Raw genomic sequence first — 25959 nt, forward strand, 5'->3', positions numbered from 1 at the left:
CAACCGAAAAGCGTCGATTTCAGCCCCCCGCAGAACGGTGGAACGTGTAACTCAACGTGATCTGCTCAAGACCTTTCAGATCCTTGTCCTCAAGGATCTTGGGGTCCACGTAATAGCTGACCGGCATCGACACGCTTTGCCCCGGTTGCAGCGTCTGTTGGGTGAAACAGAAACAGGCGACCTTGGTGAAATAGCGCGCCGCCTCATCGGGGGCGACGTTGAAACTGGCCGCCCCGGTGATCACCTGATCCGATTTGTTATGCGCTTCAAAAATGGCCAGAGTGCGCGCGCCGATCGCCACAGTCTGCGTCGTCTGGCGCGGGCGGAATTGCCATGGCATGTTCGGATCGACATTGGCGTCAAACCGCACCGACATCGTGCGCCCCGAAGCGACCTTGACACCCGCCGCCGCCGCCTCGCTGGCCCTTTGCGGGGTGCCGCCATAGCCGGTCGCCTGACAAAACAGGCGATAGAGCGGGACCGAGGCATAACCCAATCCGACCATCCCCAGCGCCAGCGCCCCGGCAAATATCGCCACGCGACGGTTGCGGGCCTGCGGATCGCTCTGCGTCAGGCCGGACATCGGATCAGTGCCCCATTTTCACGATGGTGATCGCGAAAAACAGCACCACCATCCCGACCAGCACCAGCCCCAAAGCCTTGTTCCGCCCGGCGATGATCCGCTTGCGCTCCTGCATATCGATGGGTTCGCTCACAAATATCCTCCGATAATCGGCACCCAGCGATCCGCCACCAGCGCGGCGAACAGGGCAAAGAGATAAAGCACCGAATAAGCGAACAATTGCTTTTCCGGCTTCATGCGGTCGTCATCATCGCTGCGTTCCCGGAAACCGACGCGAATGGCCAGCAACAGGAACAGCGTGGAAAGCACCCCTGCCGACACGCCATAGATCCACCCCGGCCCGCCATCCGCCTTGGGCAGGAACACCGGCAAAAGCGTCAACGGCAACAACAGCACCGAATAGGCAAAGATCTGGCGCCGCGTGGATTTTTCACCCGCCACCACCGGCATCATGGGAATGCCGACCTTGGCGTAATCGGTCTTCACAAACAGCGCCAGCGCCCAGAAATGCGGCGGCGTCCACATGAAGATGATCATGAACAACAGAACCGGCATCCATGTGATATGCCCGGTCACCGCCACCCACCCTATCATCGGCGGGAAAGCCCCCGCTCCGCCACCGATCACGATGTTCTGGGGCGTGCGCGGTTTCAGCCACACCGTATAGACCAGCGAATAATAGACAATCGACACCGCCAGAATGAGCGCGCAAAGCCATCCTGCCGCCAAACCCATGGTCAGCACCGACAGGCCCGAAAGCGCCATGCCAAAATCGCGCGCCGATTCGCGCTCCATCCGGCCCGATGGCAGGGGGCGTTTGGCGGTGCGCTTCATCCCTGCGTCAATGTCGGCCTCCCACCACTGGTTCAGCGCCGCCGCCCCGCCCGCGCCCACCGCGATGCAAAGAATCGTCGCAAAACCAAGCACCGGATTGATATGCCCCGGCGCGGCCAGCAGTCCGCAAAGCCCGGTAAAAATCACCAAAGTCATCACGCGCGGCTTGGTCAGCGCAAAGAAATCGCGCCAATCAGCGGGGCGTCGGGCGGCGTTGTGTGTGGCGGGGGTGCTCATGGGCATTCCCCCTTGCCCCATTGCGCCGCGATGTAAAGGGAGCACGAGCGACATGGCTGTCCCCTGAAGTGACGGATGCGGCCGGAAAACAGGCGCCCGGACGGCCCGGGCGCCCTGATCGACTTTAGTGGTGACCTTCGTCCTTGATCACCGGCAAGGTTTCAAACTGGTGGAACGGCGGCGGGCTGGACAAGGTCCATTCCAGCGTCGCGATCGAATTGTCGATCTCCCAGTAATTGCCTTCCGCCTTTTTACCCATGGTAAAAGCATAGATGATGTTGATCAGCCAGATGCCGATAGAGGCCGCCATCACCATATAGCCGATCGTGGCAATATGGTTCCAATAGGCATAGGCAGGCGTAAAGTCCGGATAGCGGCGCGGCATGCCCTGCATCCCCAGGAAGTGCATGGGGAAGAAGATCATGTTCACGCCGACAAAGAACACGGCAAAGTGGAGGTAGGACAAAGCTTCCGAATGCCAGCGCCCGCTCATCTTGGGGAACCAGTAATAGAAGCCCGCGAACAGCGAGGTGACGGCACCCAGCGAGAGCACATAGTGGAAGTGACCCACCACGTAATAGGTGTCCTGAAGATTGTCGTCCAAGCCGCCATTGGCCAGCTCAACGCCCGTAACGCCGCCCACCGTGAACAGGAAGATGAAGCCGATGGCCCAGACCATGGGCGATGTGAAACGGATCGAACCGCCCCACATCGTCGCGATCCACGAGAAAATCTTGATGCCGGTGGGCACCGCGATCACCATCGTGGCGGTGGTGAAATACATCTTCACATCTTCGGACAGGCCGGTGGTGTACATATGGTGCGCCCACACGACAAAGCCGACCACGCCAATCGCCACCATCGCATAGGCCATGCCCAGATAGCCGAAAACCGGCTTGCGGCTGAAGGTCGAGATGATCTGGCTGATCATGCCGAAACCGGGCAGGATCATAATGTACACTTCGGGATGGCCGAAGAACCAGAACAGATGCTGGAACAGCACGGGATCGCCGCCGCCCGCCGCATCAAAGAAAGTGGTGTGGAAATTGCGGTCGGTCAGCAGCATCGTGATGGCGGCCGCCAGCACCGGCAGAGCCAACAGCAACAGGAAGGCCGTGACCAACACCGACCACACGAACAGCGGCATTTTATGCAGGGTCATGCCCGGCGCGCGCATGTTGAAAATGGTGGTGATGAAATTGATCGCCCCCATGATCGACCCCGCCCCCGACAGGTGCAGCGAGAAGATCGCGAAATCGACCGCCGGCCCCTGCGACCCCGAGGTCGAAAGCGGCGCATAGGCGGTCCAGCCGATCCCTGCGCCCTGCCCCGTGCCGCCCGGCACAAAGGCCGAGCACAGCAGCGAGCAAAAACCCGCCACCGTCAGCCAGAACGAGATGTTGTTCATGCGCGGAAAGGCCATGTCCGGCGCGCCGATCATGATCGGCACAAACCAGTTGCCAAAGCCGCCGATGATCGCGGGCATGACCATGAAGAACACCATGATCAGGCCATGCGCGGTGATCAGCACGTTCCACAGGTGGAGTTGCTGGTCAAAGCTGGGATTTTTCGTGCCCAGCAGTTCTGCGAAAAAGCCCAGATACTGAATGCCCGGATGCGCCAGTTCGGCGCGCATGATGCCCGAAATCGCGCCCCCGATGATCCCCGCCGTGATGGCAAAGATCAAATAGAGCGTGCCAATATCCTTGTGGTTGGTCGACATGAACCAGCGGGCGAAAAAGCCCGGCTTGTGATCATGGTCGTGGTCATGCACATGCCCATCGGAATGCGCGTGAAATTCGTCTGCGATGGTAGCCATGTCTATCAAGCCCTCGCGTAAAAGTTATTCGCCGGACGAGGCGGCAGCGGCCACCTCGGTCCCCGAAGCGGCATCAGCCGCAGGCGCAGCAGCAGCGGCGGCAGCCGGTGCTTCCGGTGCGCCGTCGATCTTGGCGCCGGCGTGGGTCATGACCCAGGCATTATATTGCGGACGGGGCAATGCCTCGACCACAATCGGCATATAGCCATGGCGCGCACCGCAAAGCTCGCTGCACTGACCATAATAGACGCCCGGTTCTTTGACGAAGAGCACCTTTTCATTGATCCGCCCCGGCACCGCGTCCAGCTTGAACCACAGCGAGGGCACCGCAAAGGAGTGGATCACATCCGCACCCGTGGTCTGCAGGCGAATCGGTTCGCCCGCCGGCACCACCATGCGATAGTCGGCGGCCAATTGTTCGGGCTCACCCCGCTTGTCGGCCTCTTCCTTGCTCAGCATGTTGCTGGTGACTTCAAACTCGCCATTGTCGGGATAGGCATAGGTCCAGTACCACTGGTTGCCGATCGCCTTGATGGTCAGCGCTTCCTTAGGCGCGGTCTTGAACTGATGGGCCAGCAGCTTCATCGAGGGCACGAAGACCACCAGCAGGATCAGCACCGGAATCCCGGTCCACACCACTTCGAGCAGCGTGTTGTGGCTCGTCTTGCTGGGCACCGGATTGGCGCGGGCGTTGTAACGCACCACCACCCAGATCAACAGCGCCAGCACGAAAAGCGTGGTCGCGATCAGCACCGTCATCACGATATTATCGTGCATCCACAAGGCTTCGAGGCCCGTGGGTGAATATTGGGTCTGGAAAGTCAGCCCGCCATCGACCGGCATACCTTTGCCGGGTGTGGGCTTCATCGGGGTGTAACCGCCCGGCGCCACGGCAAAGCGGTCTGCCGCCTCGCCAGCGCGGGCAGCAATCGGCGCCAGCACCGGCAGCGCCATCAGGGCAATACGCAACAATCGGCGCCCGAAGGCCCCGGATACTTCTCCCAAAATCATGGCCTACGTTCTTTCTTCTTCGCCGCTCGGAAGAAAAGCCCCCTCCTCGTCCGGCGTCCCACAGGCTCCGGGACTTTTGTCCCTTAGGAACAGGGTGTACCAGTGCTTGCCCCAGCCCACAAGCGCCTCTAGGGGTAATTTTGAAGCAGGGCGCGCGACGCACCTGCGGGAAACCACGCAGTTTTTTGAACGAAGGCAAGACAAAGCATGACCGAAGAAGAGGTGCTGGCCGAATTCCGCGCCAGCCATGCCCTGCTCGAAGGGCATTTCCTGCTCTCCTCTGGGCGCCACAGCGCGCATTATCTGCAATGCGCCCGCGTGTTGATGAACCCGGAACGCGCCAGCCGACTGGCCATTGCCATCGCGCAGAAATTGCCGCGCGACCTGCGCAAAGAAATCCAGAAGGTCATCAGCCCCGCGATGGGCGGATTGATCATCGGCCATGAAGTGGGCCGCGCGCTGGGCGTGGACGCGATGTTTGTCGAACGCCCCACCGGCACGTTCGAATTGCGCCGCGGCTTTTCCATCGAACCGGGCGACAAGGTGCTGATGGTCGAGGACGTGGTGACCACCGGCCTGTCGAGCCGCGAAGCCATCAAGGCGATCGAGGAAGCCGGCGGCAAGGTGATCGCGGCTGCTTCGCTGATCGATCGCAGCGCGGGCACGGTGGATCTGGGCGTGCCCTTCTATCCGCTGATCGCGCTTAATTTCCCGACCTATGCGCCGGACGAACTTCCCGCCGCCCTTGCCGCAACGCCCGCGGTCAAGCCGGGCAGCCGGGCCAAGCCGTAATGAACGCGCTGTCCCCTGCGCGGCTGCGCCTTGGTGTGAACATCGACCATGTGGCCACGATCCGCAACGCGCGGGGCGGCGCGCATCCTGATCCGGTGCGCGCGGCGCAAATCGTCGCGGCCGTGGGGGGCGATGGCATCACCGCCCATCTGCGCGAGGATCGCCGCCATATCCGTGACGAGGATCTGATGCGGATTCAGGCGGCGACCACGCTGCCGCTGAACCTGGAAATGGCCGCCACGGACGAGATGCTTGACATCGCGCTGCGCCACAAGCCGCATGCCGCCTGCATCGTGCCCGAGCGGCGCGAGGAACGCACGACCGAGGGCGGGCTGGACGCGGCGGGACAGCACAACCGGCTTGCCCCCATCGTTCAGCGTTTGACCGATGCGGGCATCCGCGTTTCGCTCTTCATCGCGCCGGAAATTCGCCAGCTTGACGCCGCGATCCGCCTTGGCGCGCCGGTGGTGGAATTCCACACCGGCGAATATGCCCATGCCGAAGGGGACGCGCGTGAGGTGGAACTAAAGCGCCTTGCCGACATGGCCGCCCTTGCCGCGCGCAACGGGATCGAGCCGCATGCGGGCCACGGTCTGACCTATGACAATGTGCAACCCGTTGCCGCCATCCCCCAGATCGCCGAGCTGAACATCGGCCATTATCTGATTGGCGAGGCGGTGTTCGTGGGCCTTGAAAACGCGGTGCGCCGGATGCGTGATCTGATGGACGCTGCGCGGGGCTAAGGCATGATCGTCGGGCTGGGGCATGATCTGGTGAATATCGAGCGCATCGAAGCGGCGCTCGAACGCCACGAGGCACGCTTTCTGGCGCGCAGCTTTACGCCCGACGAAATCGCTCTGGCCGATTCGCGTCCCGCCATGCGCGCGGCCACGCTGGCCAAACGCTGGGCCGCCAAGGAGGCCTGTGCCAAGGCACTGGGCACAGGCATCGGGCGCGGGTTTTCCATGACCGATATAGAGGTGGTGCGCGATGATCTGGGCGCGCCATCGCTGTTGCTGCATGGCGGCGCGGTGGATCGTCTGGCGCAGATCACGCCGTCGGGGCACCGCTCCAGCCTCCACCTTTCGTTGTCCGACGATCTGCCCTGGGCCAGCGCCACGGTGATTATCGAAGCCTTGCCGGTTTAGTGGCCCTTTTATAACCGAATTTGTGAAAGACGATTTTGTGATGTCCGCCCCCAGCGATACCAAACCCAGTGACGTCACCAAACAACCCATCGACTGGTGGGCCGAGGTGCGCGGGCTTGGCGGGATGTTGCTGGCGGTGCTGGCGTTTCATTCTTTCATCGCCAAGCCTTTCTATATCCCCTCGGCCTCAATGCTGCCGGGCCTGTGGGTGGGCGATCATCTGGTGGTGTCGAAATACCCCTATGGCTGGAACTGGGCCTCGCCCAGCTTTCACATCCTGCCGCGCGGAGATTGGCGTATTTGGCGCGGCACGCCCGATTATGGCGATATCGTGATCGTGGTGCCGCGCGGCCATCCGGGCGATGATTACATCAAACGCGTGGTGGCCCGCCCCGGCGACCGCATCGCGCTGCGTCATGGCCAGATCATCCTGAACGGTCACCCCGTGCCGCAGGCGGTCGAGCCTCCCGCCGAAATCCCGCTGGACGCGATCCGGGGCGATGAAGACCCCTACCCCTGCGAAGGACCGGGTTTTATTGGCCTGAAAGAACGCAAACCTTCGGGTCAGGAAGTCTGTTCGATCCCGGCATGGCGTGAGACCTTGCCCAATGGCGCAACCTATACGATCCTTGATCATATGGAGCAGCCCTTTGACGACATGACAGAGATTCGCGTGCCCGAAGGCCATGTCTTTGTCATGGGCGACAATCGCGACCATTCCGCCGACAGCCGCGTGCCTTTGGACGAACGCGGCCTTGGCGGGCCGGTCCCTCTGACGGACGTGGGCGGGCGCGCGGAATTCATCACCCATTCGTTCAACGGATCGGCCGGATGGAACCCGTTGACGTGGTTTTCCGGCCTGCGGTCTGGCCGCGCGGGCACATCGCTGCGCCCGCCATTGGTGGGTAAGCCCAAATAGATATGCCCGAAGCCCAGCACAAAGCGCCTCCGCCGGACGCCCCGGCACACCACCACCTTTCGGTGCGTCAACGCCGCGCCGGCCCGACCGACATTCGCGACCCGATGGTGCGCAATGAGGCGAAGAAGGCGCTGATCTGGCTGGGCATTGCCGGGTTGATGGTCTTGCTGGTGGTGCTGGCCGAACCGTTGATGGTGGTGTTCGGCGGCATGGTGTTTGGCGCGCTGCTGGATGGCGGGGCGCGGTTGCTGAGGCGGGTCTTGCCGATCCCGCGCATCTGGCGCGTGGCGATTGTACTGGCGGCGGCAACGGGTTTCGCCATCTGGTTTGCCACCTATGCCGGCTCGCAAATCGCGCTTCAGGCCGCCGCTTTGCCCGAAATTCTGATGGCACAGGCGGGTAAAGCCCTGCATTGGGCCGAACGCCACCGGTTGATCACGCTCAACCGCAGCACGATCCAGACCTTTACCGAACAGGCCATCGCGGGCGTGGCCCAATTGCCCAGCGTGATCAGCGGCGTGTTCGGCGGCATGGCGACGCTGTTTCTGGTCCTTGTGCTGGGCATCTATTTCGCGGTTGATCCCCAGCCCTATCAGCGCGGCCTTGCATGGATGCTGCCGCGCGAAAGTCGCCCCTTTTTCGAACAGATGTTCACCCAGATGGGCCATACGATGCGGCGCCTGTTGTTCGGGCGTCTGGTCGGCATGGTGATCGAAGGGGTGACGATCGGCCTTGCGCTCTCGGCCTATGGCGTGCCGATGGCCACTTTGTTGGGGCTGATTACCGGGGCCTTGGCGTTTCTGCCCAATATTGGCGCGCCCATTTCGGGCCTGTTGATGGTTCTGGTCGGGTTTTCGGGCGGCACCAGCATGGGACTATACTGCATCGGCGTTTATATCGTGGTTCAGGGGATCGACGGTAATATCGTCGTGCCTCTGGTGGCCAAAAAGACCGCCGATCTGGCCCCGGCGCTTGTGCTGGCGATGCAGTTGATGATGGGGGCGCTGTTTGGAATTCTGGGGCTTGCCTTGGCGGACCCGATGTTGGCCATGCTCAAGGTCTTGCTGGAAAGGCTGGCGGCGCGCGACGCTATCGCGCATGATGGGGACGAATTGACAGAGCAGGTGTAGGTCCCCCTTGGCGCGAAAGTTTCTCTATGGCGTTGCAATTCTGGTGGTGCTTGTGATCGGTGCGCTGGGTGCTTTGCGCTATTGGGCCAAGGAATTGACGCAATTCACCTTTGTGCCGGTGGTGCCGTTTTCGGCGCCGGCACAATTGCCCGAAAATGCCTATAACGATCCGGGCCTGTGGTATTCGCGCGGGGCCGGTGGTCCGGGCGATCCGTCGCGATGGCGGCCCAATGGCGCGCCGGTGGATGAGGCGACCCTGCCGGTTGCGGTGTTCTTTATCCACCCGACCAGCCATTTTGATCGGCTGCACTGGAACTCCTCCATTGATGAAACGCTGATTGCGGGGCGGACGGAAACGCTGCTGCGCGGTCTGGCCACGCCGTTCAGCGCCGCCGCCGAACTATGGGCACCGCGTTATCGTCAGGCGACACTGGGCGCTTTTCTGACCGATCGGCCTTCGGGGCGAAAGGCGCTGGATGTTGCCTATGGCGATGTTCTGGCCGCGTTTGACACTTTCGTGGCCAGCGTCGATCCGCGCCTGCCCATCGTCATTGCCGGGCACAGTCAGGGCGCGTTTCACCTGATGCATTTGATGAAGGACCGCGTTGCGGGCAAGCCCTTGGCCGCCCGCGTGGCGGCGGCCTATGCGGTGGGCTGGCCGGTCAGCCTTGACCATGATTTGCCCGAAATGGGCCTGCCCGCCTGCGATGGCCCCGATCAGGCCGGATGCGTCATCTCGTGGCAGAGCTTTGCCGAACCGGCCGAAACCGACATGGTGCGCGAAGCCTATGCCCGTTTTCCCGGCCTTGACGGACGGGCGCGGGGCAACAGCCCGTTCCTTTGCGTCAATCCCGTTTCCGGACGACCGGGGGATGAAACGCCCGCCATCGCCAACCCCGGCACGCTGGTTCCCGATACGGCTTTGACCGGGGCCAGCCTGATCCCCGGCCTTGTCCCGGCGCGATGCGCGCCCGACGGGTTTCTGATGATAGGGCCTGCGCCGCAACTTGGCCCCTTTGTTGCGCCGGGCAACAATTATCACGTCTATGACATCCCGCTGTTTTGGAGCGCCTTGCGCGCAGACGTAGCGCGGCGCGTCAAAGCATGGCATGGGGCGCCTCCCGCAAAGGGCGCACCGCAAGCGCCCGCCCCCGAAACCCACAAGACCGCAGGCTGGTGGCGCCAATGGCTGAGTTGATTACCCTTTCCGCGCTGGATATGCGCGACGCGCTGCCCGATGGGGGCGGCCTGCTTGGCCTTGACCTTGGCACGCAGACGATTGGCACGGCCTTTGCCGACCCGGAATGGCGCATCGCGTCTCCGGGCAAAACCATCGCGCGCGGCAAATTCAGCGTGGACAAGGTGGCCATCGAGGCATTGATCAAGGAACGCGGCATCAAGGGCATCATCATCGGCCTGCCGCTGAACATGGACGGCACATCGGGGCCGCGCGCCCAATCCTCGCGCGCCTATGCGAAAAACCTGTCCGTACTGGGCCTGCCCATCCTGATGTGGGACGAACGCTGGTCCACCGCCAGCGCCGAACGCGGCCTGATCGATCAGGACATGAGCCGCGCCAAGCGCAAGACCCGCATCGACAGCGCCGCGGCGGCGGTCATCCTTCAGGCCGCCTGTGACGCCATGGCCGGCGGGATGCGGTGGTAGATTTCATCGGCGACATCATCAGTGATTTTGTCGCCGACCTTATGGGATGGATTTTCAAAAAGCTGCCGAAACCAGTCAGGCTTGGCTGTCTATTCATCCTTGGCCTGATGATTGCCGGGTTGATGTTTTGGATTTTGGTTTTGAGGTGAAATGAGAATGCGAGGGTCCAGACCCTCGCGCTCCCTTTACTGTCCGCGTTGTGTTTGGGGTTCGGCGTTTTGTGTCGGACACCATGTTTCAGGATCAAAGCCTGCGGCGCCAATCCACGAAACGGTCCCGCGCCGCAGGCTTTTTTCCATTCCCCCACCCACATCATCACCAACCAAACACCACCCCATAACGGGATTGCAAAGGGCCCCCGCCCTTTGCCCGCCGGAGGCAAAACACCCCATCTCCTTCACTCCCCGCTCAATCCCCTCCGCCGCGCCAAAGCCTCCATCGCCACCATTCGATTGCCGCCGGTTTCAGCCCGCGCCCAAAGGGCATCGCGCGCGGTATCATCCCCCGCCACGCTGGCCAAGGCGTCAAGCGCGTGAAGGCGCATCCGCCCGCTGGGGTGATGCATGGCAAAGCGTTCCGCCAGATCGAGCGCCTCCTCACCGCCCAGTCCGACGGCGATGTGGATGAAGGCCTCGCTGGCGCCATGGGCCAATTGGCCTGCAATCTCACCCTTGCTCACATCAAAACGATATTGGTCGAGCCAGCCCTGCGCCCCGCCGGTACGCAGGATGTTGAGCGAGACCGAGAGGGCAGCGGCAGGCATTTGCGCGTGGACATCGACATGGGCGCGATAGAAATGGATGTCGCCTTCACCCAACGTGAAACGGCCCGTTGGGGTCAGACCAATTGGTTCGCACAGATAGCCGTCGATGTCGCCATAATCTGCTTCATAGCAGTCGCTTTGATACCCCGGACCGAAATAGCCAAGCGTCAGAAAGTCAAAATTATGGTCATGCGGCAAGCCATAGACAAAGGCCGACGCGCCGCTGTTGCGCATCACGGGTTCGTTATGCGATGGCCAGATGCTGGCGCGCAACAGGCAACTCTCACCCGCCCGACCCAGCATGATCGCCTGGGGACCATAGGCATTGTCATCGGCATCCTCACAATGGCGCCGGGACAGTTCATCCAATATCAAATCGCCCAGAAATTCGCGATTATTGCCAAGTTGGCGCAGCACAAGCGCCGTTGCTTGCACACTTTCCCGATCACACGGCGAAAAAATGGCGCCGGCCAGCCGCTCTCGCGCCTCGTCCAGACAGATCGCGCCTTCATTTCCGACGTCAACAACCAGCGGCATCAGACCATATCCGCCAACATGGGATACTGCCGGACCAAATGATCGCGTAGAGTACGGGCCGAATGGCTCAAACTGTCCCCTCGCCGGTCCGCAATCGCGCAAAGGGTTTGAAATCCCTGCGCCGTGTCCAGCCCCAGACCCTCACGGACCGCTTGCCAGCGCAGGTCGTCGCCCGCCTGTTCACACGCCATTTCGGTCAGAACCGGCAACGCGTCGCGCCGTCCCATCCGGCCCAGCAGGTTGATCATCAAGGCATGGCGGCTTTCCCGCATCACACCCGCCGCCCGGTGCAGCAGGCGGCCGCTGGACAGGCAATAGGCGTGGCTGACGCCGCCCCGGCGCGGGCGTCGCTGTAATCGCAGCGACACCAATGTTCCATCAATACGGCAAAGCCGCAAGGCCTGCTTTGCCCCATCCCGTATCATGACCGAACCGGGCGAAAGGGACAGATTTTCGCACTTCAGTTCAACCTGCGGCAGGCCGGCCTGATCGCAACCTACCAGTTCAGCCTGCGCATAACCGGCCAAAATATGTTCATGCGTTTCCAAAGGGGCAAAGTTGACCGCCGGGCTCGGGCTTTGTGCGGCCAATCCGGTGCCATCAACGCTGACAAGCGCCAAGGTCGTTTCGCCGGACCGGCCGAGCAGAAGGCTTGACGTGATGCCGTTGGTGAAATGCCGCAATGGCACCTGACCAAGCGGGTGATGGGACAAAGTCTGCGCCATTGCCCTGATCAAATCATGAACCCAGATAGCGCCGCGGTTGCCGCCCGATGTAAACAAGCCGGCCAGTTCAGGACATTGTGCCAAATCAGCGCCTTGGGCAAAACGCGCCAAATCGACAAAGATGGCGGTGCTCTCGCTGTTTTGCGCCCATTCCTCGTGGGCCTGAAACAACCGGTTTTGCGCTTCGCGCTGCGGCGTATCGTCAATCCGCAGCGCATCAATTTCGGGATGCACCCGCATCAAACCATCCAATTCGGTTAGGCGTAAATGTCGTAGAGAAATACCATCAGCACAATCAAAGTATCATCAGAACCGACGCCATGGCTTTGATGCTGGCTGCCGAACACGCCAACCGCTTCGGGAAGATCGGGCAAATCGAGCGCATCGATCTTGGGTAGTTCCATGACTTGGCCTCCTCTGATTAGTGCGTCGCCTAATATAAACAGAGGGTGCTTTGCAAATTGCGAAAGCGTAAATTAAAATGCCGTAATTGTTGTATCTTATCACTTCACCATTTGGACGTGTACCCACACGCCTTCTCTTGGACAAAAGTGCCCGCCTTGCTCAATAGACACCTTCACGGCGTCGGCACGGGCGCGTGACAGGATGGCATCGGGAACGCCGATTTCATAGGCAACCCCATCGGCCGCCCCCAGCCAGCGGGCCTGACGAAGCGTCAGATCATCGGGATCGGGCGATGTCAGGACGATCTGGCAAGTGCGAAAATTCTCAATATTGGTTCCCTCAAGGAATGCCTCCACGCGCCCGGCGCTGCCGTCATCAAGCGGGTCGAGCATTCCGCCCTGAACCAAAGCGGTGTCCAGCGCGCGACGCCGATCACCCGCATCGGGCCATCGCGAACGCAAGGCACCGCGCGCCGCCCCCAATGCCCGCGCCAAGGCGCCCAGCCCTTCGGGCAACAATCCTTCAAGCCGCAACCGCAATTGCTTGGCCAGACCCGCCGATACGCCGCCCGTCCCCACGGCAATCAAAACAGGCGATCGATCCAAAATCGAAGGCGTCGTGAAATCGCAAAGATCGGGCTGGTCCACGACATTGACCAACAAGCCCGCCCTGCGCAGAGCGTCGGCCTGCTCCTGCGCGGCGGCGCGGTCTTCATAGGCCACAAAAGCAAGCCTCGCGCCCTGTCCCAATCCTTCCTCAACAGTGGTGATCACCCGGCCCCCTGCGCGAAGGACAAGACGGCTTTTGGCATCCGCCGCATCACCATCGCCCAGAACGATGACAGGTTGATCCTTGATACGGTGAAACAGGGGGAGAGCGTCGATCATGGCGCAATTATAGAAGGATAGGGAATTTATGCGAGGGTCTAGACCCTCGCGCTCCCGTTACTGTCGGCGTTGCGCCACGGGTTCGGCGCTTAAGTGTCGGACGCGGCGTTAGAAACATGAAAGCCTGCGGCGCCTTTTACCAGCGCCGCAGGCTTTATATAATCAGATCAACACCCCGGCCAACCAAACGCCACCCCAAAATGGGTTTGCAAAGGGCCCCCGCCCTTTGCCCGCCGGAGGCAAAACCTTTTACTTCAGCCAGTCCGGCACCTGCTCCGCCGCCAGAATAGCGGCCGGATCGATGCGATTCGCCACGATCGCCCACTGATCGCCATTGACCATCACTTCGGGCACCAGCGCGCGGCTGTTATAGGTGTTGGCCATGGTCGCGCCATACGCGCCGGCCGTACGGAACACGCAAAGGTCGCCCGCCTTCACCACGTCGATTTCGCGGCCCATGGCAAAAGTGTCGGAAGATTCGCAGATCGGGCCAACGATATTGGCCGTGAACTTTTCACCATTGGGTTCGACGGCCAGAAAATCATGCCACGAACCATAAAGCGCCGGGCGGGCAAGGTCATTCATCGCCGCATCGACGATGACGAAGGGCGTGTTGACGCCTTCCTTCACGCGCACCACTTCGGTGACCAGCACGCCCGAATTGCCCGCAATCACGCGGCCCGGCTCGAACATCAGCGTCACGCCCCAATCGGCGGTGACTCGCGCCACCATGGCGGCATATTCGGCCGGAGCGGGAAACACTTCATCGGCCTTGTAGGGCACGCCAATGCCGCCACCCAGATCCATATGGGTGATGCTCAGCCCCTGTGCGCGGATGGAGCGCATCAATTCGCCCATCTTGGTAAAGGCGTCTTCGAGCGGTTGAAGCTTCGACAACTGGCTGCCGATATGGACGGCAAGGCCGCGCATCTGAATGCCCGGCAGCGCCGAAAGGCGCGCATAGATCCCGGCGGCGCGGTCATAAGCCACGCCGAACTTGTTTTCCGCCATGCCGGTGGAAATCTTGGCATGGGTGCCCGCGTCGACATCGGGATTGACGCGCAAAGCCGCCTGCGCCGTCAGGCCGAGCGAAGAGGCGATGGCTGCCAGTTCGACGCCTTCCTCTTCGCTCTCGATGTTGAACTGGCCAATCCCGGCCTTGACCCCGCGGGTCAGTTCATCGGCCGTCTTGCCAACGCCGGAAAACACGACGCCCTCCGCCGGAATGCCGGCGGCCAGAGCGCGATCCATCTCGCCCGCCGACACCACATCCGCGCCGTAACCTTCGCGCGCCAGCAGCTTCAAAACCGCCAGATTGGGGTTTGACTTGACCGCAAAGGCAATATGGGTGGACGGCAGGATCGACAGAGCCTCACGAAACACGCGGGCGTGGCGGGTCAGCGTGGCGGCCGAATAGATGTAAACCGGCGTGCCCACAGCGCGGGCAATAGCGGGAATGGCGGTGTCTTCGGCATGAAGAACGCCGTCAACGTAATGAAAATGATCCATGTTTTCTCAAATCCTGAAGGGGCCTTTTGCCCCCTGGCTCAATCTTGTGGCGGCAGGTCGAAGGCATCGTCCGTGCGCGGTTCAGAGCGCGTGTGCAGCTCCACATTGCGGCTGGGACGGGCCTGCGTGGACTGGCCGAGCAGCTCATTGGCGCCGGGCCGGTCCTTGCGACCGATGGGAGGCTGGGGCAATTGATGCCCCGGCGCCGGTTTAAGTTCGCCCTGCGTGCCGCAGCCCGCCAGCGCCAAAAGCGCAACCATCGGGAAAAGTGCAACACGCATAAGGGCGTTACTCCATACCAAGCGCGTTGCGCGCCTGCGCCACACGCTGTTCTACCTGAGAAGGCGCCGTACCGCCATGGCTGGCGCGGCTTGCCACGGATGCTTCGACCGAAAGTGCGGGATAGACGGCATCGGTGATGCGCGGGTCGATCGCCTGCAATTCATCAAGGCTAAGCTGATCCAGCGCAATCCCCTTGCTTTCGGCCAGCTTGACCGCAGCGCCGGTGATGTGGTGCGCCTCGCGGAAGGGGATATTCGCCTGACGCACCAGCCAGTCGGCCAGATCGGTCGCTGTGGCATAGCCCAGTTCGGCGGCCTGACGCATGCGGTCGGTGCGGAAGGTGGTGCTTTCCACCATGCCCGTCATCGCGGCAAGGCACAGCGTCAGCAGGCCCGCAGCCTCAAACACCGGCGGCTTGTCGTCCTGCATATCCTTCGAATAGGCCAGAGGCAGGCCCTTCATCGTAATCATCAGGCTGGTCAGAGAACCGATGATGCGCCCGGCATGACCGCGCACCAGTTCGGCGGCGTCGGGGTTCTTCTTTTGCGGCATGATGCTGCTGCCGGTCGAAAGGCTGTCGGGCAGGCGGACAAAGCCGAAGGGCTGCGAAGCCCAGATGATGAATTCCTCGGCCAGACGCGAGAGGTGCAGCGAGCATTGCGCCGCCGCCATCAGGTAATCGAGCGCGAAATCGCGGTCCGACACCGAATCGAGGCTGTTATCGGTCGGGCGGTCAAAATCCAGCGCCTTGGCCGTGGCAAAACGGTCGATGGGAAAACCGGTGCCCGCCAGCGCGGCGCTGCCCAAAGGCGACTGGTTCATGCGTGCGCGGGCGTCGGCAAAGCGCGACACATCGCGCGCGGCCATTTCGTAATAGGCCATCAGGTGATGGCCCAGCGTCACCGGCTGCGCGGTCTGAAGGTGCGTAAAGCCGGGCATGATCGAATTCACATGCTCGCCCGCACGCGCAACCAGCGCCTTTTGCAAGGCGTTCAGGCCCACCAAAGCCTCGTCCACCGCATCGCGGACCCAGAGGCGGAAATCGGTGGCCACCTGATCGTTGCGGCTGCGCGCGGTGTGCAGGCGCCCCGCCGCCGGGCCGACCAGTTCGGCAAGGCGGCTTTCGGTCGTCATATGGATGTCTTCAAGGTCCCAGTTTTCCGGAACGCCATTGACTTCATATTCGCCCGCCACGGTGTCGAGGCCCGCGCTGATGGTCGCGGCATCCTCGGCGCTCACGATCCCCTGCGCGCCCAGCATGGCGACATGGGCCTTGGAGGCGCGGATGTCCTGACGCCAAAGGGCCTTGTCGAAGGGGATCGAGGCGTTAATCTCGCGCATGATGGCGCTGGGCCCTTCGGCAAAGCGCCCCCCCCACATCTGATTGGAGCCTGCCTTGTTGTCACCTTCGCTCACGCGCAAAATCCTCAAAGTCGCTGGTTGTGGCCTGATCGTGGCCGGAATCGCGGCTTGCGATAGGCAAAGCGGCGGCGATAAGCAACCGCCAGAAGCAAGCGCATCGGCCAGTTCGACCGCCCCGGACGCCGAAGGCGCCGCGCTGGATCGCAGCCACAAGGGATCGCAATTGCCCAGCCTGACGTTCAAGGACGCGGCGGGCAAGGAGATCAGCACGCAGAGCCTGAAAGGCAAGCCGGTGCTGATCAACCTGTGGGCGACATGGTGCGGGCCGTGCATTGCCGAATTGCCCGCGCTCAACAAACTGGCCTCGGGCGGAAAGATCCGCGTTCTGACCGTGTCGCAGGACAGCGAGGCGGCCAAGGACAAGGTCGCCGCCTTCCTGAAAGCAAAGGGCGGGGATGCGCTCGAACCATGGCTCGACCCCGAAGGCACCGCCGCGACCCAGTGGCAGGTAACCACCCTGCCCGCATCGATCTATTACGATGCACAGGGGCGCGAAGTATGGCGCATCAATGGCGGCAAGGATTGGGCCGGCGCGGAAGCCGCCAAACTTCTGGCCGAATAATCGGCCGATTGAACAGGGGCAAATGGCATCAGGTGAATCCCCTGTAGGCCACTTGCCCCTGATTTAACCACCCAAGCGTATCAGAGGAGACCAAATCATAATTCCACTCCGACAGAGGGGATCGGATCCATGCAGGGTAACTCTACACCGACGCGCGCGCGCCGGGAGACAGTCGCGACAATTGATTCGTCAAATTTGAGCGTGTTCCCCGCCATCCGCGCGATGGTTGCCCGATATGCCCCGCGTGCGCTAGACCGGCTCTATGCCGCGATTGCCAGCCATCCGGTGGCCTCGAAAATCCTCTCATCCACCGAACAACGCGAACGCGCCGCCAGCGCCCAGCTTCAGCACTGGCTCTCGCTTTTCGGTTCATCCTTTGACGAAGCGGCCGTCGCCCGCGCGACAAAGATCGGCAATATCCACGCCCGCGTCGGACTGGAGCCGGATCTTTACATCAGCGGTTATGCGCTGGTTCTGGAAACCATCATCGAGGATTCGCTCAAGGGTTTCAGCTTTCCCTGGCAAAAACGCAGCCGGGCCAAGGCGGTGGCCACTCTGGTCAAAACCGCGCTGTTCGATATGGAAGCGGCGCTCAGCGCCTATTTCGACGCCGAAGCGGCCCAGCGCAATGACATCATCGCCGCCATGAGCAAGGCGATGGGCGAAGTGGCCGGAGGCAATCTGCGCGCCCAATTGGGAGAGGTGCCGCCCGCCTACAAACAACTGGCTGCCGATTTCCACAATATGCGCCATCAGATCAGCAATCTGGTCATCCAGATGACCGATGCGGCCCATGGCGTGAAATCGGGCGCGCATGAAATCAGCTGCGCGGCCAATGACCTTGCCAACCGCACCGAACAGCAGGCCGCATCGGTCGCGCATATTTCCGAAGTCATGCGCGAGGTGACCGTCAACATCACCACCACCGCGGGCAATGCGCGCGATGTTGATGGATCGGTGGCCGAAGTATCGGGCCATGCCAGCAAGGGCGGACGGATCATGGATTCGACCGTCATCGCCATGGAAAAGATCAAGAATTCGGCCACCGAAATCGCCCAGATCGTCGATGTGATCGATTCGATAGCGTTTCAGACCAACCTCCTTGCCCTTAACGCCGGGGTCGAGGCCGCCCGCGCGGGCGAGGCCGGCAAAGGCTTTGCGGTCGTGGCCAGCGAAGTGCGCGCCCTTGCCCATCGCACCACCGAATCGGCCAAGAACATCAAGACCCTTATCGTCACCTCGAATGAAGATGTGCAGCACGGCGCCGAACTGGTCGAACAGATGCGCGATGCGTTGAACCAGATCATCGGGCGGCTGGACGATACCAGCAGCAAGGCGGGCGACATCGCCAGCTTCTCTGAACAACAATCCGAAAGCATGAAGGCGCTGAACGCCCAATTGCAACAGATCGACCTCAACACCCAGCAGAACGCCGCCATGGTCGAGGAATCGAACGCCGCCGCGCGCGGATTGTCGGATCAGGCCGCCAGCATGGCCTCTATTGTGGGCCAGTTCACCTTTGAACGCCGCAACCGTATCCGAGACGGCAACAGCGAGGTCTGGGTCGATACGCGCAGCGGGCGTATGCCAGCCGCCGAAAGGGCGGCGTGAGCCTTTATACGCGGCCTGCACAAGGCATTCAGGCTATGATAGAGTAACCACTTCAACGGGCCTACCAACCCTGGCCAAAGCCACAGGATACATCCGGCACGTCACCCATGCCTCACCCCTTGCCCCATCCGACGGGCGGCACCGACCGCCAGCTTTTGATCGTAAGGATCGAGGATAATCTGCGGCGCGCGGTGACGGGGGCGGTTGGCGGCACGCTCAATGCCATTGCGGCCTGCCTGACCATGTTGTCCTCGCCTTATCCGGGCTTGGTGCTGGGCTGGCTGGGCTGCATTCTGGTGGTGGCGGGGTTCAGGCTGTCCCTTGTTTTCAAACGCCGCCGCGAAGGGTGGCAGGACGCCGACCCGGACCGAGACCTTTGGCAAATCCACGCCATTGCGCTGATCAATGGTATATTGTGGGGCACGGGCATCGCCGCGGCGGCCAGTGTCGCCGATATTCAGCAATTTTCCGTTCTGGCCATTCTGTCGGGCGGGATGGTGGGCGCATCGGTTCTGACCTATTCGACGATGGCGATTGCCGCGATGATGTTCATGGCGCCGATCTGTCTGGGCACGGTCGTCGCATGGGCGCTGTTTCCGGGCGCGCAATTGTGGATCGGGGCTTTGTTCTGCACCTCCTATCTGCTGATCCTTTCGCGCGGCGCGTTTCAAAGCCAGCGCGAATTTGCCAAGGCCTATTACGCGCGCGAGGAATTGCGCGAGGCGGGCGCCACGGTGCAATTGCTGCTCAATGATTTCGAGGCGCAATCGGCCGACTGGTTGTGGAAGGTCGACGCCGATGGACGCATCATCGACCCCAGCCCGCGTTTTGGCGATGCGGCCCGGCGCGCATGGCAATTGCTGGAGAATGAACCGCTGACCGGCCTGTTCGAACCTTGCCGGGAAACCGAAAGACTATCGATCCATCTGGCCCAGCGGACGCCGTTTCGGGATTTGACATTGCCATTGACCCTGGACGGATCGCCGCATTGGTGGACACTTTCGGCCCAACCGTGGCAGGAGGGGATGCGCGGCGTCGCGCGCGATGTCACCGCCCAAAAACGCGCCGAAGCGCGTGTCAGCCACATGGCCCATTATGACGGGCTGACCAATTTGGCCAATCGCTTCCTGTTCAATGAAACGCTGGCCGGGGCGCTGCTGCGCCGCCGGTCGCATGATCACGGGGTGGCGGTGCTCTATCTCGATCTGGACCGGTTCAAGGCGATCAATGACACGCTGGGCCATCCGGTAGGCGACAAATTGCTGTGCGAAATCGCGCGCCGTATCGAATCCTGTGTGCGCAAGGATGATCTGGTGGCGCGATTGGGCGGTGATGAATTTGCCGTGCTGATGCACGGGCGCCACGTGGAAAGGATCGCGGAAAAGGCGGCCCAGCGCATCATCGAAACGGTGCGCCACCCTTGCCTGATCGACGACGGACAGGTTCTGACCTCCACCAGCATCGGCATTGCGATCAGCACGGCGGAGGAAACCGATGCCGCCACCTTGATGAAACAGGCCGATCTGGCGCTCTATGTCGCCAAGGGGCGCGGGCGTGGTGTGTTTTCCCATTTCGAACCGGGCATGGATGAAGCCGCCACCCTGCGCCGGGAATTGGAGATGGATCTCCGCACTGCCTTGACCGAAGGGCAGTTTGAACTTCATTACCAACCCCTGATCGATGTCCGCACGCGTCAGACCGTGGCCTATGAGGCGTTGGTGCGATGGCATCACCCGACGCGCGGCATGGTCATGCCCGACCTGTTCATTTCGCTTGCCGAAGAGACGGGTCTTGTCGTCCCGCTGGGCGATTGGGTCATCCGACGCGCGTGTCAGCAGATGGCGCATTGGCCCGATCATCTGCGGATCGCGGTCAACCTGTCGCCCGCCCAATTGCGCAGCGCGGGCCTGATTTCCACCGTCATGCAGGCGATTGCCGAAAATGGCATCAAGCCCAACCGGCTGGAACTGGAAATCACCGAAAACGTCCTGCTCAAGGATAATGCGGTTCATGCCGCCCTGTTGCACCGGCTGCGTTCATTGGGGGTGCGGGTGGCGCTGGATGATTTCGGCACGGGCTATTCCTCGCTCAATTACCTGCGCGCGTTTCCCTTCGACAAGATCAAGATCGACCGCTGCTTCCTTAAAGGACTGGGCGAAAGCAACGAGACGCTGCCGATTGTCCGCGCCGTTATCGCGCTGGCCCATGCGATGGGCATGACCACCACCGCCGAAGGAGTGGAAAACGAGCATCAAATGCATGTCCTGCTCGAAGAAGGCTGTGATCAGGCGCAGGGCTTCCTTTTTTCCCGCGCCATGCCCGCCGACCATTTCCCCGAATTGCAATGTCCGCCGCGCGCGATGGGGCAACGCGCAAAGCATTGATGTGAAGCATCATCGGTCGCGCAAAAAAATGCCGCGCGCCCCTGTTGACGCCCCGATAAAAACCGCCTAGTTGCCCGCTTCCCGTGATTGGGGCGATTAGCTCAGTTGGTAGAGCATCTCGTTTACACCGAGAGGGTCGGCGGTTCGAGCCCGTCATCGCCCACCATTCCCATGGATGAACCGGCCCAATGATGGCCCCGTCCTGAAAATTCGCAGCACTTTGAACAGGCAGTGCGCTGTTTTCGCACCGCCCGTCATCGGCGTGGTTCAGACCAAATCTTCCTCGTCCGCCACGACCCAGTCCTGCAAATCCGGCGCATTGCCGATCAGGGCAAGACCATGCGCGATGCTGGTCAGTTCATTCCCGCTGGCCAGACGCTGTTCGCCAAAGCGGCCTTCGAACAGGCGGCGCACCGCGGGGATCAGCGAGGAGCCACCCGTCAGGAACACATGGTCAATCTGTTCCGGCCCCAGCCCTGCGCGATCCAGCACCGTATCGACCGTTTCGGCCATGCGATGCAGGTCCGGCTCGATCCATGCTTCAAACTCGCTGCGGCTGACCTCGGCCTCGATGGTCAGATCGGCGTCGGCGAAACTGAAATGAGCATGGGCCTCGCTCGAAAGCGTGCGCTTGAGTTGGCCCACGGCATCATAGAGCGCATAGCCCAATTCCTGCTCGACAATGGTGATCATGCGCCCGATGGCGGCCGGATCGGTCGCGCTGCGTTGCAGGCGGGCCAGTTCCTCCAGCTTGCGCCGGTTGCGCATCAGCGCCAATCGCGACCAGTCGCCGAAATCGGCAAAATGGCCGGCGGGAATCTCCAATTCCTTGTCAAAGGAACGATAAGTGCCGCCCTTGCCCAGCAACGGCAGGACAAGATGATCCATGATGCGATAGTCAAACCGGTCCCCGGCAATACCTATCCCTGCCGAGGCCAGCGGGATGCAGCGCCGCGCCGCACCGGGCGCCTCGACCCGCACAATGGAAAAGTCGCTGGTGCCGCCGCCGAAATCCGCCACCAGCAACGTGGCCGGATCACTCAACCGCGAGGCAAAGCTGTAGGCCGCGCCCAAAGGTTCATAGACATAATGAACCGGACGCCCCAGCATCGAAAACATCGCATCATAACGCCGGCGCGCCAGCGCCACATCGGGGCGCGACCCCACATAGCGCACCGGACGCCCCACCACGACGCAATCGGGCGCATCCTTCATCGGATTGCCGCCATGGTTCATCAGATGGGTCAGGAAAATCTGGCCCAATTCCTCAAACCGCAAACGCTTTTCAAACAGGTTGGCATGTTCGAACGTCGCGCTGGCCGCCACGGATTTGAAGGATTGCAGGAAACGGCTACCCTGCGGAAAATCGAGATATTCGGCAATCGCCCAAGGCCCCGCCTCATGCGCCAATCCGCCGCGAAACGCCTCGTCCTGCCAAAAACACAGGGCCGAGCGGAACACCGAGGTCGCGCCATTGGGGGCGGCATAGTCGATCATCCGTGCATCATGCGTATCCGATGCAAGGGCCATGACCGAATTGGTCGTGCCGAAATCGATGCCGATGGCGCGCGTGGCGGTCATATCAACGCTGCTTTTTGGCGATGGTCGCGGTGAAATCGGGGTCTTTGTTGGCCACCCAATCGACGAATTTGCGCACCGCCGGATTGGCCAGAAGCCCTTCGACATCCATGCCGTAGCGCTGCAATTCGGAATTGGTGAAATTGACGATCAGAGTCTGTTGGCAAATGCCATGCATGGGCACGACGTCGCGCCCGCCCCGGCTTTTGGGGATGGGGTGATGCCACACGATCGTCGAACCCGTGGGCCGCCCGCACAGCCAGCAGGGCACGGCTTCGACGGGCGCCTCTTCTTCATTGTGAAGATCGCCATAGGGATCACGCTTGGAATGTTTGCGGGCCATGTTGTCGCCTGAAATGCCTGTGTCTGTTATGCCCCCTATAGCGGGCGCATCGGCTATTGCCACCGGGACATGTCGATCACGCGATAGAGAGGGCGGCGCTCTTTACCTCGCGGCAAAAGAAGTCGAGGTCGATGGGGGTTGGCGTCGTGCGCAGCGCAGAAGGAAAGAAGATTTCCGAGAAAAACAGACTGCGCAGCAAAAGGCCGATCTGGCGCGCCGATGCCGCCGGATCGCGTGAACCCAGCCGGGCAAAGATCGGCTCCCACCGTGTCTGGCGCGCCAACATGACGTTTTCGACCAATTGCATCAGTTCGGGATCACGTCGCGCCATCAGAAAACATTCATAACGCGCCAATACCAGCGTACCGCGCGCCTGCGCCGAAACGAATTGCCACATGTCGAAACAGCATTGCGCCACGACCTCGACGCTGGGCCGATCGCCGCAAAGGCTTTCGATGCGGTCGACAATTCCATCCATCTGCTGCGCATCGCGGGCAAAGACGGTGCGGATGGCCATGGCGACCAGATCCTCTCGCCGCCGGAAATAGGCCGATGTCGTGCCTTCGGGCAGACCCAGATGCCGGTCCAGCGCGCGATGGGTAAAGCCCCTGCTGCCATGTTCGCCCAGCACTTCGAGCGCGCCCTGCGCCAGTTCCTCGCGCCGGTTGCTTTTGTCCCGGCGGTTGGGCTGGGGCTTGTTACCGGGCTGAACGCTCATCTTCACTCTCTCATCCATGTCCGACCCTGCCCCGCCGCGCCTTGGTTGACAAGGACAGATGTATTCTACAAATGTAGAAGTCATAAGAGGAATCGGCGGCACACCATGCCCGCCCACATCATTGGAGAGTGAAGACATGAGGATCGGATGGGGTTTGGCGGCGCTGGCCCTGTTTCAGGCGACCGCAGGTCTGGCGGGTGATCGCCTTGTTCTGCTGGGCACCGGGGGCGGCCCCGGCGGGCGGGTGGACCGTTCGGGTATCGCCACGTTGCTGGAGGTCGACGGCCATCGCTATCTGATCGACGCGGGCGGCGGCGTTTCGCGCCAACTGGCGATGGCAGGGGTGGCGGAAAAGGATGTGCCGCTCGTCTTCCTCACCCATTTGCATGATGATCACTATGCGGGCCTGCTCAGCCTGGCCAGCTTTGCCTGGTCAACGCGGGGGACGGGATTGCAGATACTTGGCCCCAAGGGGACGCAGGATCTGGCCAAGGCGCTGGGCGGGGTGATGGAGATCAACGCGCATATCCGAAACGCGGAATCGGGTCGCGCCCGCCCGATCTCAGGTTTTCTGACCGCGCGCGATCTGCCGCCGGGCCGGGCCTTTGACGACAAGACCGTGACGGTCCACGCGATGGTCAACAGCCACTATTCGCTGATCGACCGGGCGCAAAATCCCGATGCGCAATCCTTGTCCTATCGGTTTAACATGGGCGGCAAATCGGTGGTGTTTACCGGCGACACCGGCATGGCGGCGGGTCTGGCCGAATTTGCGCGAGGGGCCGACATTCTGGTGGCCGAAATGGCGACCGCCGCCGACCGCGCCATGGTCCCTCCCCCGGTTCAGCGGCACATGGATGTCGAACACCTTTCGCCCGCACAGGTGGGCGATCTGGCAACCAAGGCGGGGGTGCGCAAACTGGTCCTCAGCCATGTCGGCAAGGTGAGCGAGGAGGATCTGGCGCAGGTCCGCGCGCATTATTCCGGCCCCGTCGTGCTGGGCCAAGACCTGCAAAACATCGAGTTTTAACAAAAGCGGCGCATCCATATCCGCGCCCATGGGGAGAATGCCATGCCCAAAAAACCGCTTCTGGCCGCGCTGATGGTCAGCCTGCTGCTGTCCACACCCGCCGCCGCGCAAGAGGCGCAAAACGCCTATAGCTGGATCACGCTGGGCACGATGGGCGGGCCGATGCCGCGCCCCGGACGCCATGAACCGGCCAACCTGCTCTGGCGCAAGGGCGAGGCGCATTTGATCGACACCGGCGATGGCGCCATGACCGGGCTTGCCGATGCGGGGGCGGATTACCCCGAATTGCGCAGCATCTGGATCAGCCATATCCATTTCGACCATCTGGGCGGGCTGTTCGCGGTGCTGGGCCTGCGGCTTCAGACAAGGACGGTGACGCCGCTGACCATTTACGGCCCGCCGGGAATGAAGGACATCGTATCCGGCCTAATCGCCGCCATGCGCCCCAGCGCCCGCTCGGGCTTTGGCATTCCGGGCGAAGTGCCGATTGACCCGGCCACCAATATTCAGGTCGTGGAACTGGACGATGGCGCCGTGGTGAAACTGGACCATTTCAACGTCCGCGTGGCCAGCAACACCCATTACAGCTTTACCCCCGGCAGCGCGGAGGAAAAGACCTTCCGCTCGCTTTCCTATCGGTTCGACCTGCCGGGCCGCTCGATCATCTATACCGGCGACACCGGCCCCAGCGAGAAAGTGACCGCTCTGGCCAAAGGGGCGGATGTGCTGGTGACGGAAATGATCGATCTGGATGATACGCTGGCCCAGATGAACAACCGGGTGCGCCATATTTCCGATACGGAAAGGGCCAATATGGCCGCCCATCTGGCGCGCCACCACCTGTCCACCGCCGCGATTGGCGACATGGCCACCAAGGCGGGCGTGGGCAAGGTGGTCGTCACCCATATCGCCGGGGGCGGATCGCGTCAGGGCGAAGCCGATGCCCATTACCGCGATGAAATCGGCAAACAATTCCGTGGCCCGGTGGTGATCGCCCACGACATGGACCGCTTCTGAAACCCGGACAAAGAAAAGGGCCCCTCTGCTGCGGAAAGGCGCCCTTTT

The 25959-nt window shown here is 61.8% G+C and carries 28 protein-coding genes and 1 tRNA gene; 14 read left to right on the forward strand and 15 right to left on the reverse strand.

The genetic code is table 11. The features are described 5' to 3' along the window. Positions 1–19: 19 nt before the first annotated feature. From AC2S2E_RS00345 to coxB, 5 genes are all read right to left on the reverse strand, one after another. Positions 20–583 (reverse strand): cytochrome c oxidase assembly protein, encoded by a 564-nt coding sequence (locus AC2S2E_RS00345; protein ID WP_486523325.1) that lies wholly within the window; start codon positions 581–583, stop codon positions 20–22. Positions 584–587: 4 nt separating this feature from the next. Then, positions 588–716, reverse strand: a complete 129-nt coding sequence (locus AC2S2E_RS00350; RefSeq protein ID WP_476105371.1) for a hypothetical protein — start codon at positions 714–716, stop codon at positions 588–590. Continuing rightward, the gene (locus AC2S2E_RS00355; RefSeq protein ID WP_476105372.1) at positions 713–1654 is read right to left on the reverse strand and encodes a heme o synthase; all 942 of its coding nucleotides are present in this window, start codon (positions 1652–1654) and stop codon (positions 713–715) included. Before AC2S2E_RS00355 ends, AC2S2E_RS00350 begins: the two co-directional genes overlap by 4 nt. Positions 1655–1778: 124 nt before the next feature. Continuing rightward, positions 1779–3473, reverse strand: a complete 1695-nt coding sequence (ctaD, locus tag AC2S2E_RS00360; protein ID WP_476105374.1) for a cytochrome c oxidase subunit I — start codon at positions 3471–3473, stop codon at positions 1779–1781. Positions 3474–3497: 24 nt separating this feature from the next. Further along, entirely contained in the window at positions 3498–4484 is a 987-nt protein-coding gene (coxB, locus tag AC2S2E_RS00365; RefSeq protein WP_476105375.1) for a cytochrome c oxidase subunit II, read from the reverse strand. 207 nt (positions 4485–4691) lie between these two features. Here coxB and pyrE point away from each other — a divergent pair, with 207 nt between their 5' ends. From pyrE to AC2S2E_RS00405, 8 genes are read left to right on the forward strand one after another with little or no spacing between them, the layout of a single operon-like run. Then, entirely contained in the window at positions 4692–5276 is a 585-nt protein-coding gene (gene pyrE / locus AC2S2E_RS00370) for an orotate phosphoribosyltransferase (protein ID WP_476105376.1), read from the forward strand. Beyond that, complete coding sequence (locus AC2S2E_RS00375; protein ID WP_476105378.1) at positions 5276–6019, forward strand: pyridoxine 5'-phosphate synthase; 744 nt, start codon at positions 5276–5278, stop codon at positions 6017–6019. Before pyrE ends, AC2S2E_RS00375 begins: the two co-directional genes overlap by 1 nt. Positions 6020–6022: 3 nt before the next feature. Then, the gene (gene acpS / locus AC2S2E_RS00380; RefSeq protein ID WP_486523326.1) at positions 6023–6424 is read left to right on the forward strand and encodes a holo-ACP synthase; all 402 of its coding nucleotides are present in this window, start codon (positions 6023–6025) and stop codon (positions 6422–6424) included. A gap of 40 nt (positions 6425–6464) precedes the next feature. Further along, entirely contained in the window at positions 6465–7343 is an 879-nt protein-coding gene (gene lepB, locus AC2S2E_RS00385) for a signal peptidase I (RefSeq protein ID WP_486524647.1), read from the forward strand. Positions 7344–7345: 2 nt separating this feature from the next. Continuing rightward, a complete protein-coding gene (locus AC2S2E_RS00390; protein WP_486523327.1) occupies positions 7346–8473 on the forward strand; it encodes an AI-2E family transporter in 1128 nt (375 codons plus the stop codon). Positions 8474–8480: 7 nt separating this feature from the next. Next, positions 8481–9671 (forward strand): DUF3089 domain-containing protein, encoded by a 1191-nt coding sequence (locus AC2S2E_RS00395; RefSeq protein WP_486523328.1) that lies wholly within the window; start codon positions 8481–8483, stop codon positions 9669–9671. Continuing rightward, positions 9659–10138 (forward strand): Holliday junction resolvase RuvX, encoded by a 480-nt coding sequence (ruvX, locus tag AC2S2E_RS00400; RefSeq protein WP_486523329.1) that lies wholly within the window; start codon positions 9659–9661, stop codon positions 10136–10138. Before AC2S2E_RS00395 ends, ruvX begins: the two co-directional genes overlap by 13 nt. Next, entirely contained in the window at positions 10132–10287 is a 156-nt protein-coding gene (locus AC2S2E_RS00405) for a hypothetical protein (RefSeq protein WP_486523330.1), read from the forward strand. Before ruvX ends, AC2S2E_RS00405 begins: the two co-directional genes overlap by 7 nt. Before the next feature lie 248 nt (positions 10288–10535). Here the strand turns inward: AC2S2E_RS00405 and AC2S2E_RS00410 are convergent, their stop codons facing one another. From AC2S2E_RS00410 to argH, 7 genes are all read right to left on the reverse strand, one after another. After that, positions 10536–11438 carry a transposase gene (locus tag AC2S2E_RS00410; RefSeq protein WP_486523331.1) on the reverse strand — a complete coding sequence of 301 codons (903 nt, stop codon included), beginning with the start codon at positions 11436–11438 and terminating at the stop codon, positions 10536–10538. Then, complete coding sequence (locus AC2S2E_RS00415) at positions 11438–12403, reverse strand: hypothetical protein (RefSeq protein WP_486523332.1); 966 nt, start codon at positions 12401–12403, stop codon at positions 11438–11440. The genes AC2S2E_RS00410 and AC2S2E_RS00415 overlap by 1 nt, the downstream gene beginning before the upstream one ends. Before the next feature lie 17 nt (positions 12404–12420). Further along, positions 12421–12567: a hypothetical protein gene (locus AC2S2E_RS00420; protein ID WP_476105388.1), complete on the reverse strand. Its 147-nt coding sequence runs from the start codon at positions 12565–12567 to the stop codon at positions 12421–12423. Positions 12568–12666: 99 nt separating this feature from the next. Continuing rightward, positions 12667–13455 carry a precorrin-2 dehydrogenase/sirohydrochlorin ferrochelatase family protein gene (locus AC2S2E_RS00425; RefSeq protein ID WP_476105389.1) on the reverse strand — a complete coding sequence of 263 codons (789 nt, stop codon included), beginning with the start codon at positions 13453–13455 and terminating at the stop codon, positions 12667–12669. 249 nt (positions 13456–13704) lie between these two features. Beyond that, entirely contained in the window at positions 13705–14964 is a 1260-nt protein-coding gene (lysA, locus tag AC2S2E_RS00430; protein ID WP_486523333.1) for a diaminopimelate decarboxylase, read from the reverse strand. Between the two features lie 38 nt (positions 14965–15002). Beyond that, positions 15003–15245, reverse strand: a complete 243-nt coding sequence (locus AC2S2E_RS00435) for a hypothetical protein (RefSeq protein ID WP_476105393.1) — start codon at positions 15243–15245, stop codon at positions 15003–15005. 7 nt (positions 15246–15252) lie between these two features. After that, complete coding sequence (argH, locus tag AC2S2E_RS00440) at positions 15253–16626, reverse strand: argininosuccinate lyase (RefSeq protein ID WP_486524648.1); 1374 nt, start codon at positions 16624–16626, stop codon at positions 15253–15255. Positions 16627–16645: 19 nt separating this feature from the next. Here argH and AC2S2E_RS00445 point away from each other — a divergent pair, with 19 nt between their 5' ends. The 4 genes from AC2S2E_RS00445 to AC2S2E_RS00460 all read left to right on the forward strand — a co-directional run bounded on the left by AC2S2E_RS00445 (position 16646) and on the right by AC2S2E_RS00460 (position 21391). Then, positions 16646–17230: a TlpA family protein disulfide reductase gene (locus tag AC2S2E_RS00445; protein ID WP_476105394.1), complete on the forward strand. Its 585-nt coding sequence runs from the start codon at positions 16646–16648 to the stop codon at positions 17228–17230. Between the two features lie 201 nt (positions 17231–17431). Continuing rightward, the gene (locus AC2S2E_RS00450) at positions 17432–18841 is read left to right on the forward strand and encodes a methyl-accepting chemotaxis protein (RefSeq protein ID WP_486523334.1); all 1410 of its coding nucleotides are present in this window, start codon (positions 17432–17434) and stop codon (positions 18839–18841) included. Between the two features lie 107 nt (positions 18842–18948). Further along, entirely contained in the window at positions 18949–21225 is a 2277-nt protein-coding gene (locus tag AC2S2E_RS00455) for a putative bifunctional diguanylate cyclase/phosphodiesterase (protein WP_486523335.1), read from the forward strand. Between the two features lie 90 nt (positions 21226–21315). Next, a tRNA-Val gene (locus AC2S2E_RS00460) sits at positions 21316–21391 on the forward strand. Between the two features lie 101 nt (positions 21392–21492). On the opposite strand, the gene AC2S2E_RS00465 is transcribed toward AC2S2E_RS00460, so the two are convergent. The 3 genes from AC2S2E_RS00465 to AC2S2E_RS00475 form a co-directional block, all read right to left on the reverse strand. Further along, entirely contained in the window at positions 21493–22806 is a 1314-nt protein-coding gene (locus tag AC2S2E_RS00465) for an Hsp70 family protein (protein ID WP_476105399.1), read from the reverse strand. Position 22807: 1 nt separating this feature from the next. Beyond that, a complete protein-coding gene (locus AC2S2E_RS00470) occupies positions 22808–23146 on the reverse strand; it encodes a hypothetical protein (protein WP_476105401.1) in 339 nt (112 codons plus the stop codon). Between the two features lie 76 nt (positions 23147–23222). Next, a complete protein-coding gene (locus AC2S2E_RS00475; protein WP_486523336.1) occupies positions 23223–23864 on the reverse strand; it encodes a TetR/AcrR family transcriptional regulator in 642 nt (213 codons plus the stop codon). Positions 23865–24000: 136 nt separating this feature from the next. On the opposite strand from AC2S2E_RS00475, the gene AC2S2E_RS00480 reads away from it, so the two are divergent. Beyond that, on the forward strand, positions 24001–24894 hold the full coding sequence (locus AC2S2E_RS00480; RefSeq protein WP_486523337.1) for an MBL fold metallo-hydrolase: 894 nt from the start codon (positions 24001–24003) through the stop codon (positions 24892–24894). Positions 24895–24936: 42 nt separating this feature from the next. Next, complete coding sequence (locus AC2S2E_RS00485; RefSeq protein WP_486523338.1) at positions 24937–25911, forward strand: MBL fold metallo-hydrolase; 975 nt, start codon at positions 24937–24939, stop codon at positions 25909–25911. Positions 25912–25959: the final 48 nt, after the last annotated feature.

It is taken from the genome of Novosphingobium sp. 550D, assembly GCF_057401885.1.

Coding starts and splice junctions, on each gene's coding strand:
- AC2S2E_RS00345 (WP_486523325.1), bottom strand. CDS start 583: ATGTCCGGCCTGACGCAGAGCGATCCGCAGGCCCGCAACCGTCGCGTG.
- AC2S2E_RS00355 (WP_476105372.1), bottom strand. CDS start 1,654: ATGAGCACCCCCGCCACACACAACGCCGCCCGACGCCCCGCTGATTGG.
- ctaD (WP_476105374.1), bottom strand. CDS start 3,473: ATGGCTACCATCGCAGACGAATTTCACGCGCATTCCGATGGGCATGTG.
- coxB (WP_476105375.1), bottom strand. CDS start 4,484: ATGATTTTGGGAGAAGTATCCGGGGCCTTCGGGCGCCGATTGTTGCGT.
- pyrE (WP_476105376.1), top strand. CDS start 4,692: ATGACCGAAGAAGAGGTGCTGGCCGAATTCCGCGCCAGCCATGCCCTG.
- AC2S2E_RS00375 (WP_476105378.1), top strand. CDS start 5,276: ATGAACGCGCTGTCCCCTGCGCGGCTGCGCCTTGGTGTGAACATCGAC.
- acpS (WP_486523326.1), top strand. CDS start 6,023: ATGATCGTCGGGCTGGGGCATGATCTGGTGAATATCGAGCGCATCGAA.
- lepB (WP_486524647.1), top strand. CDS start 6,465: ATGTCCGCCCCCAGCGATACCAAACCCAGTGACGTCACCAAACAACCC.
- AC2S2E_RS00390 (WP_486523327.1), top strand. CDS start 7,346: ATGCCCGAAGCCCAGCACAAAGCGCCTCCGCCGGACGCCCCGGCACAC.
- ruvX (WP_486523329.1), top strand. CDS start 9,659: ATGGCTGAGTTGATTACCCTTTCCGCGCTGGATATGCGCGACGCGCTG.
- AC2S2E_RS00410 (WP_486523331.1), bottom strand. CDS start 11,438: ATGCCGCTGGTTGTTGACGTCGGAAATGAAGGCGCGATCTGTCTGGAC.
- AC2S2E_RS00415 (WP_486523332.1), bottom strand. CDS start 12,403: ATGCGGGTGCATCCCGAAATTGATGCGCTGCGGATTGACGATACGCCG.
- AC2S2E_RS00420 (WP_476105388.1), bottom strand. CDS start 12,567: ATGGAACTACCCAAGATCGATGCGCTCGATTTGCCCGATCTTCCCGAA.
- AC2S2E_RS00425 (WP_476105389.1), bottom strand. CDS start 13,455: ATGATCGACGCTCTCCCCCTGTTTCACCGTATCAAGGATCAACCTGTC.
- lysA (WP_486523333.1), bottom strand. CDS start 14,964: ATGGATCATTTTCATTACGTTGACGGCGTTCTTCATGCCGAAGACACC.
- AC2S2E_RS00435 (WP_476105393.1), bottom strand. CDS start 15,245: ATGCGTGTTGCACTTTTCCCGATGGTTGCGCTTTTGGCGCTGGCGGGC.
- argH (WP_486524648.1), bottom strand. CDS start 16,626: ATGTGGGGGGGGCGCTTTGCCGAAGGGCCCAGCGCCATCATGCGCGAG.
- AC2S2E_RS00455 (WP_486523335.1), top strand. CDS start 18,949: ATGCCTCACCCCTTGCCCCATCCGACGGGCGGCACCGACCGCCAGCTT.
- AC2S2E_RS00465 (WP_476105399.1), bottom strand. CDS start 22,806: ATGACCGCCACGCGCGCCATCGGCATCGATTTCGGCACGACCAATTCG.
- AC2S2E_RS00470 (WP_476105401.1), bottom strand. CDS start 23,146: ATGGCCCGCAAACATTCCAAGCGTGATCCCTATGGCGATCTTCACAAT.
- AC2S2E_RS00475 (WP_486523336.1), bottom strand. CDS start 23,864: ATGAGCGTTCAGCCCGGTAACAAGCCCCAGCCCAACCGCCGGGACAAA.
- AC2S2E_RS00480 (WP_486523337.1), top strand. CDS start 24,001: ATGAGGATCGGATGGGGTTTGGCGGCGCTGGCCCTGTTTCAGGCGACC.
- AC2S2E_RS00485 (WP_486523338.1), top strand. CDS start 24,937: ATGCCCAAAAAACCGCTTCTGGCCGCGCTGATGGTCAGCCTGCTGCTG.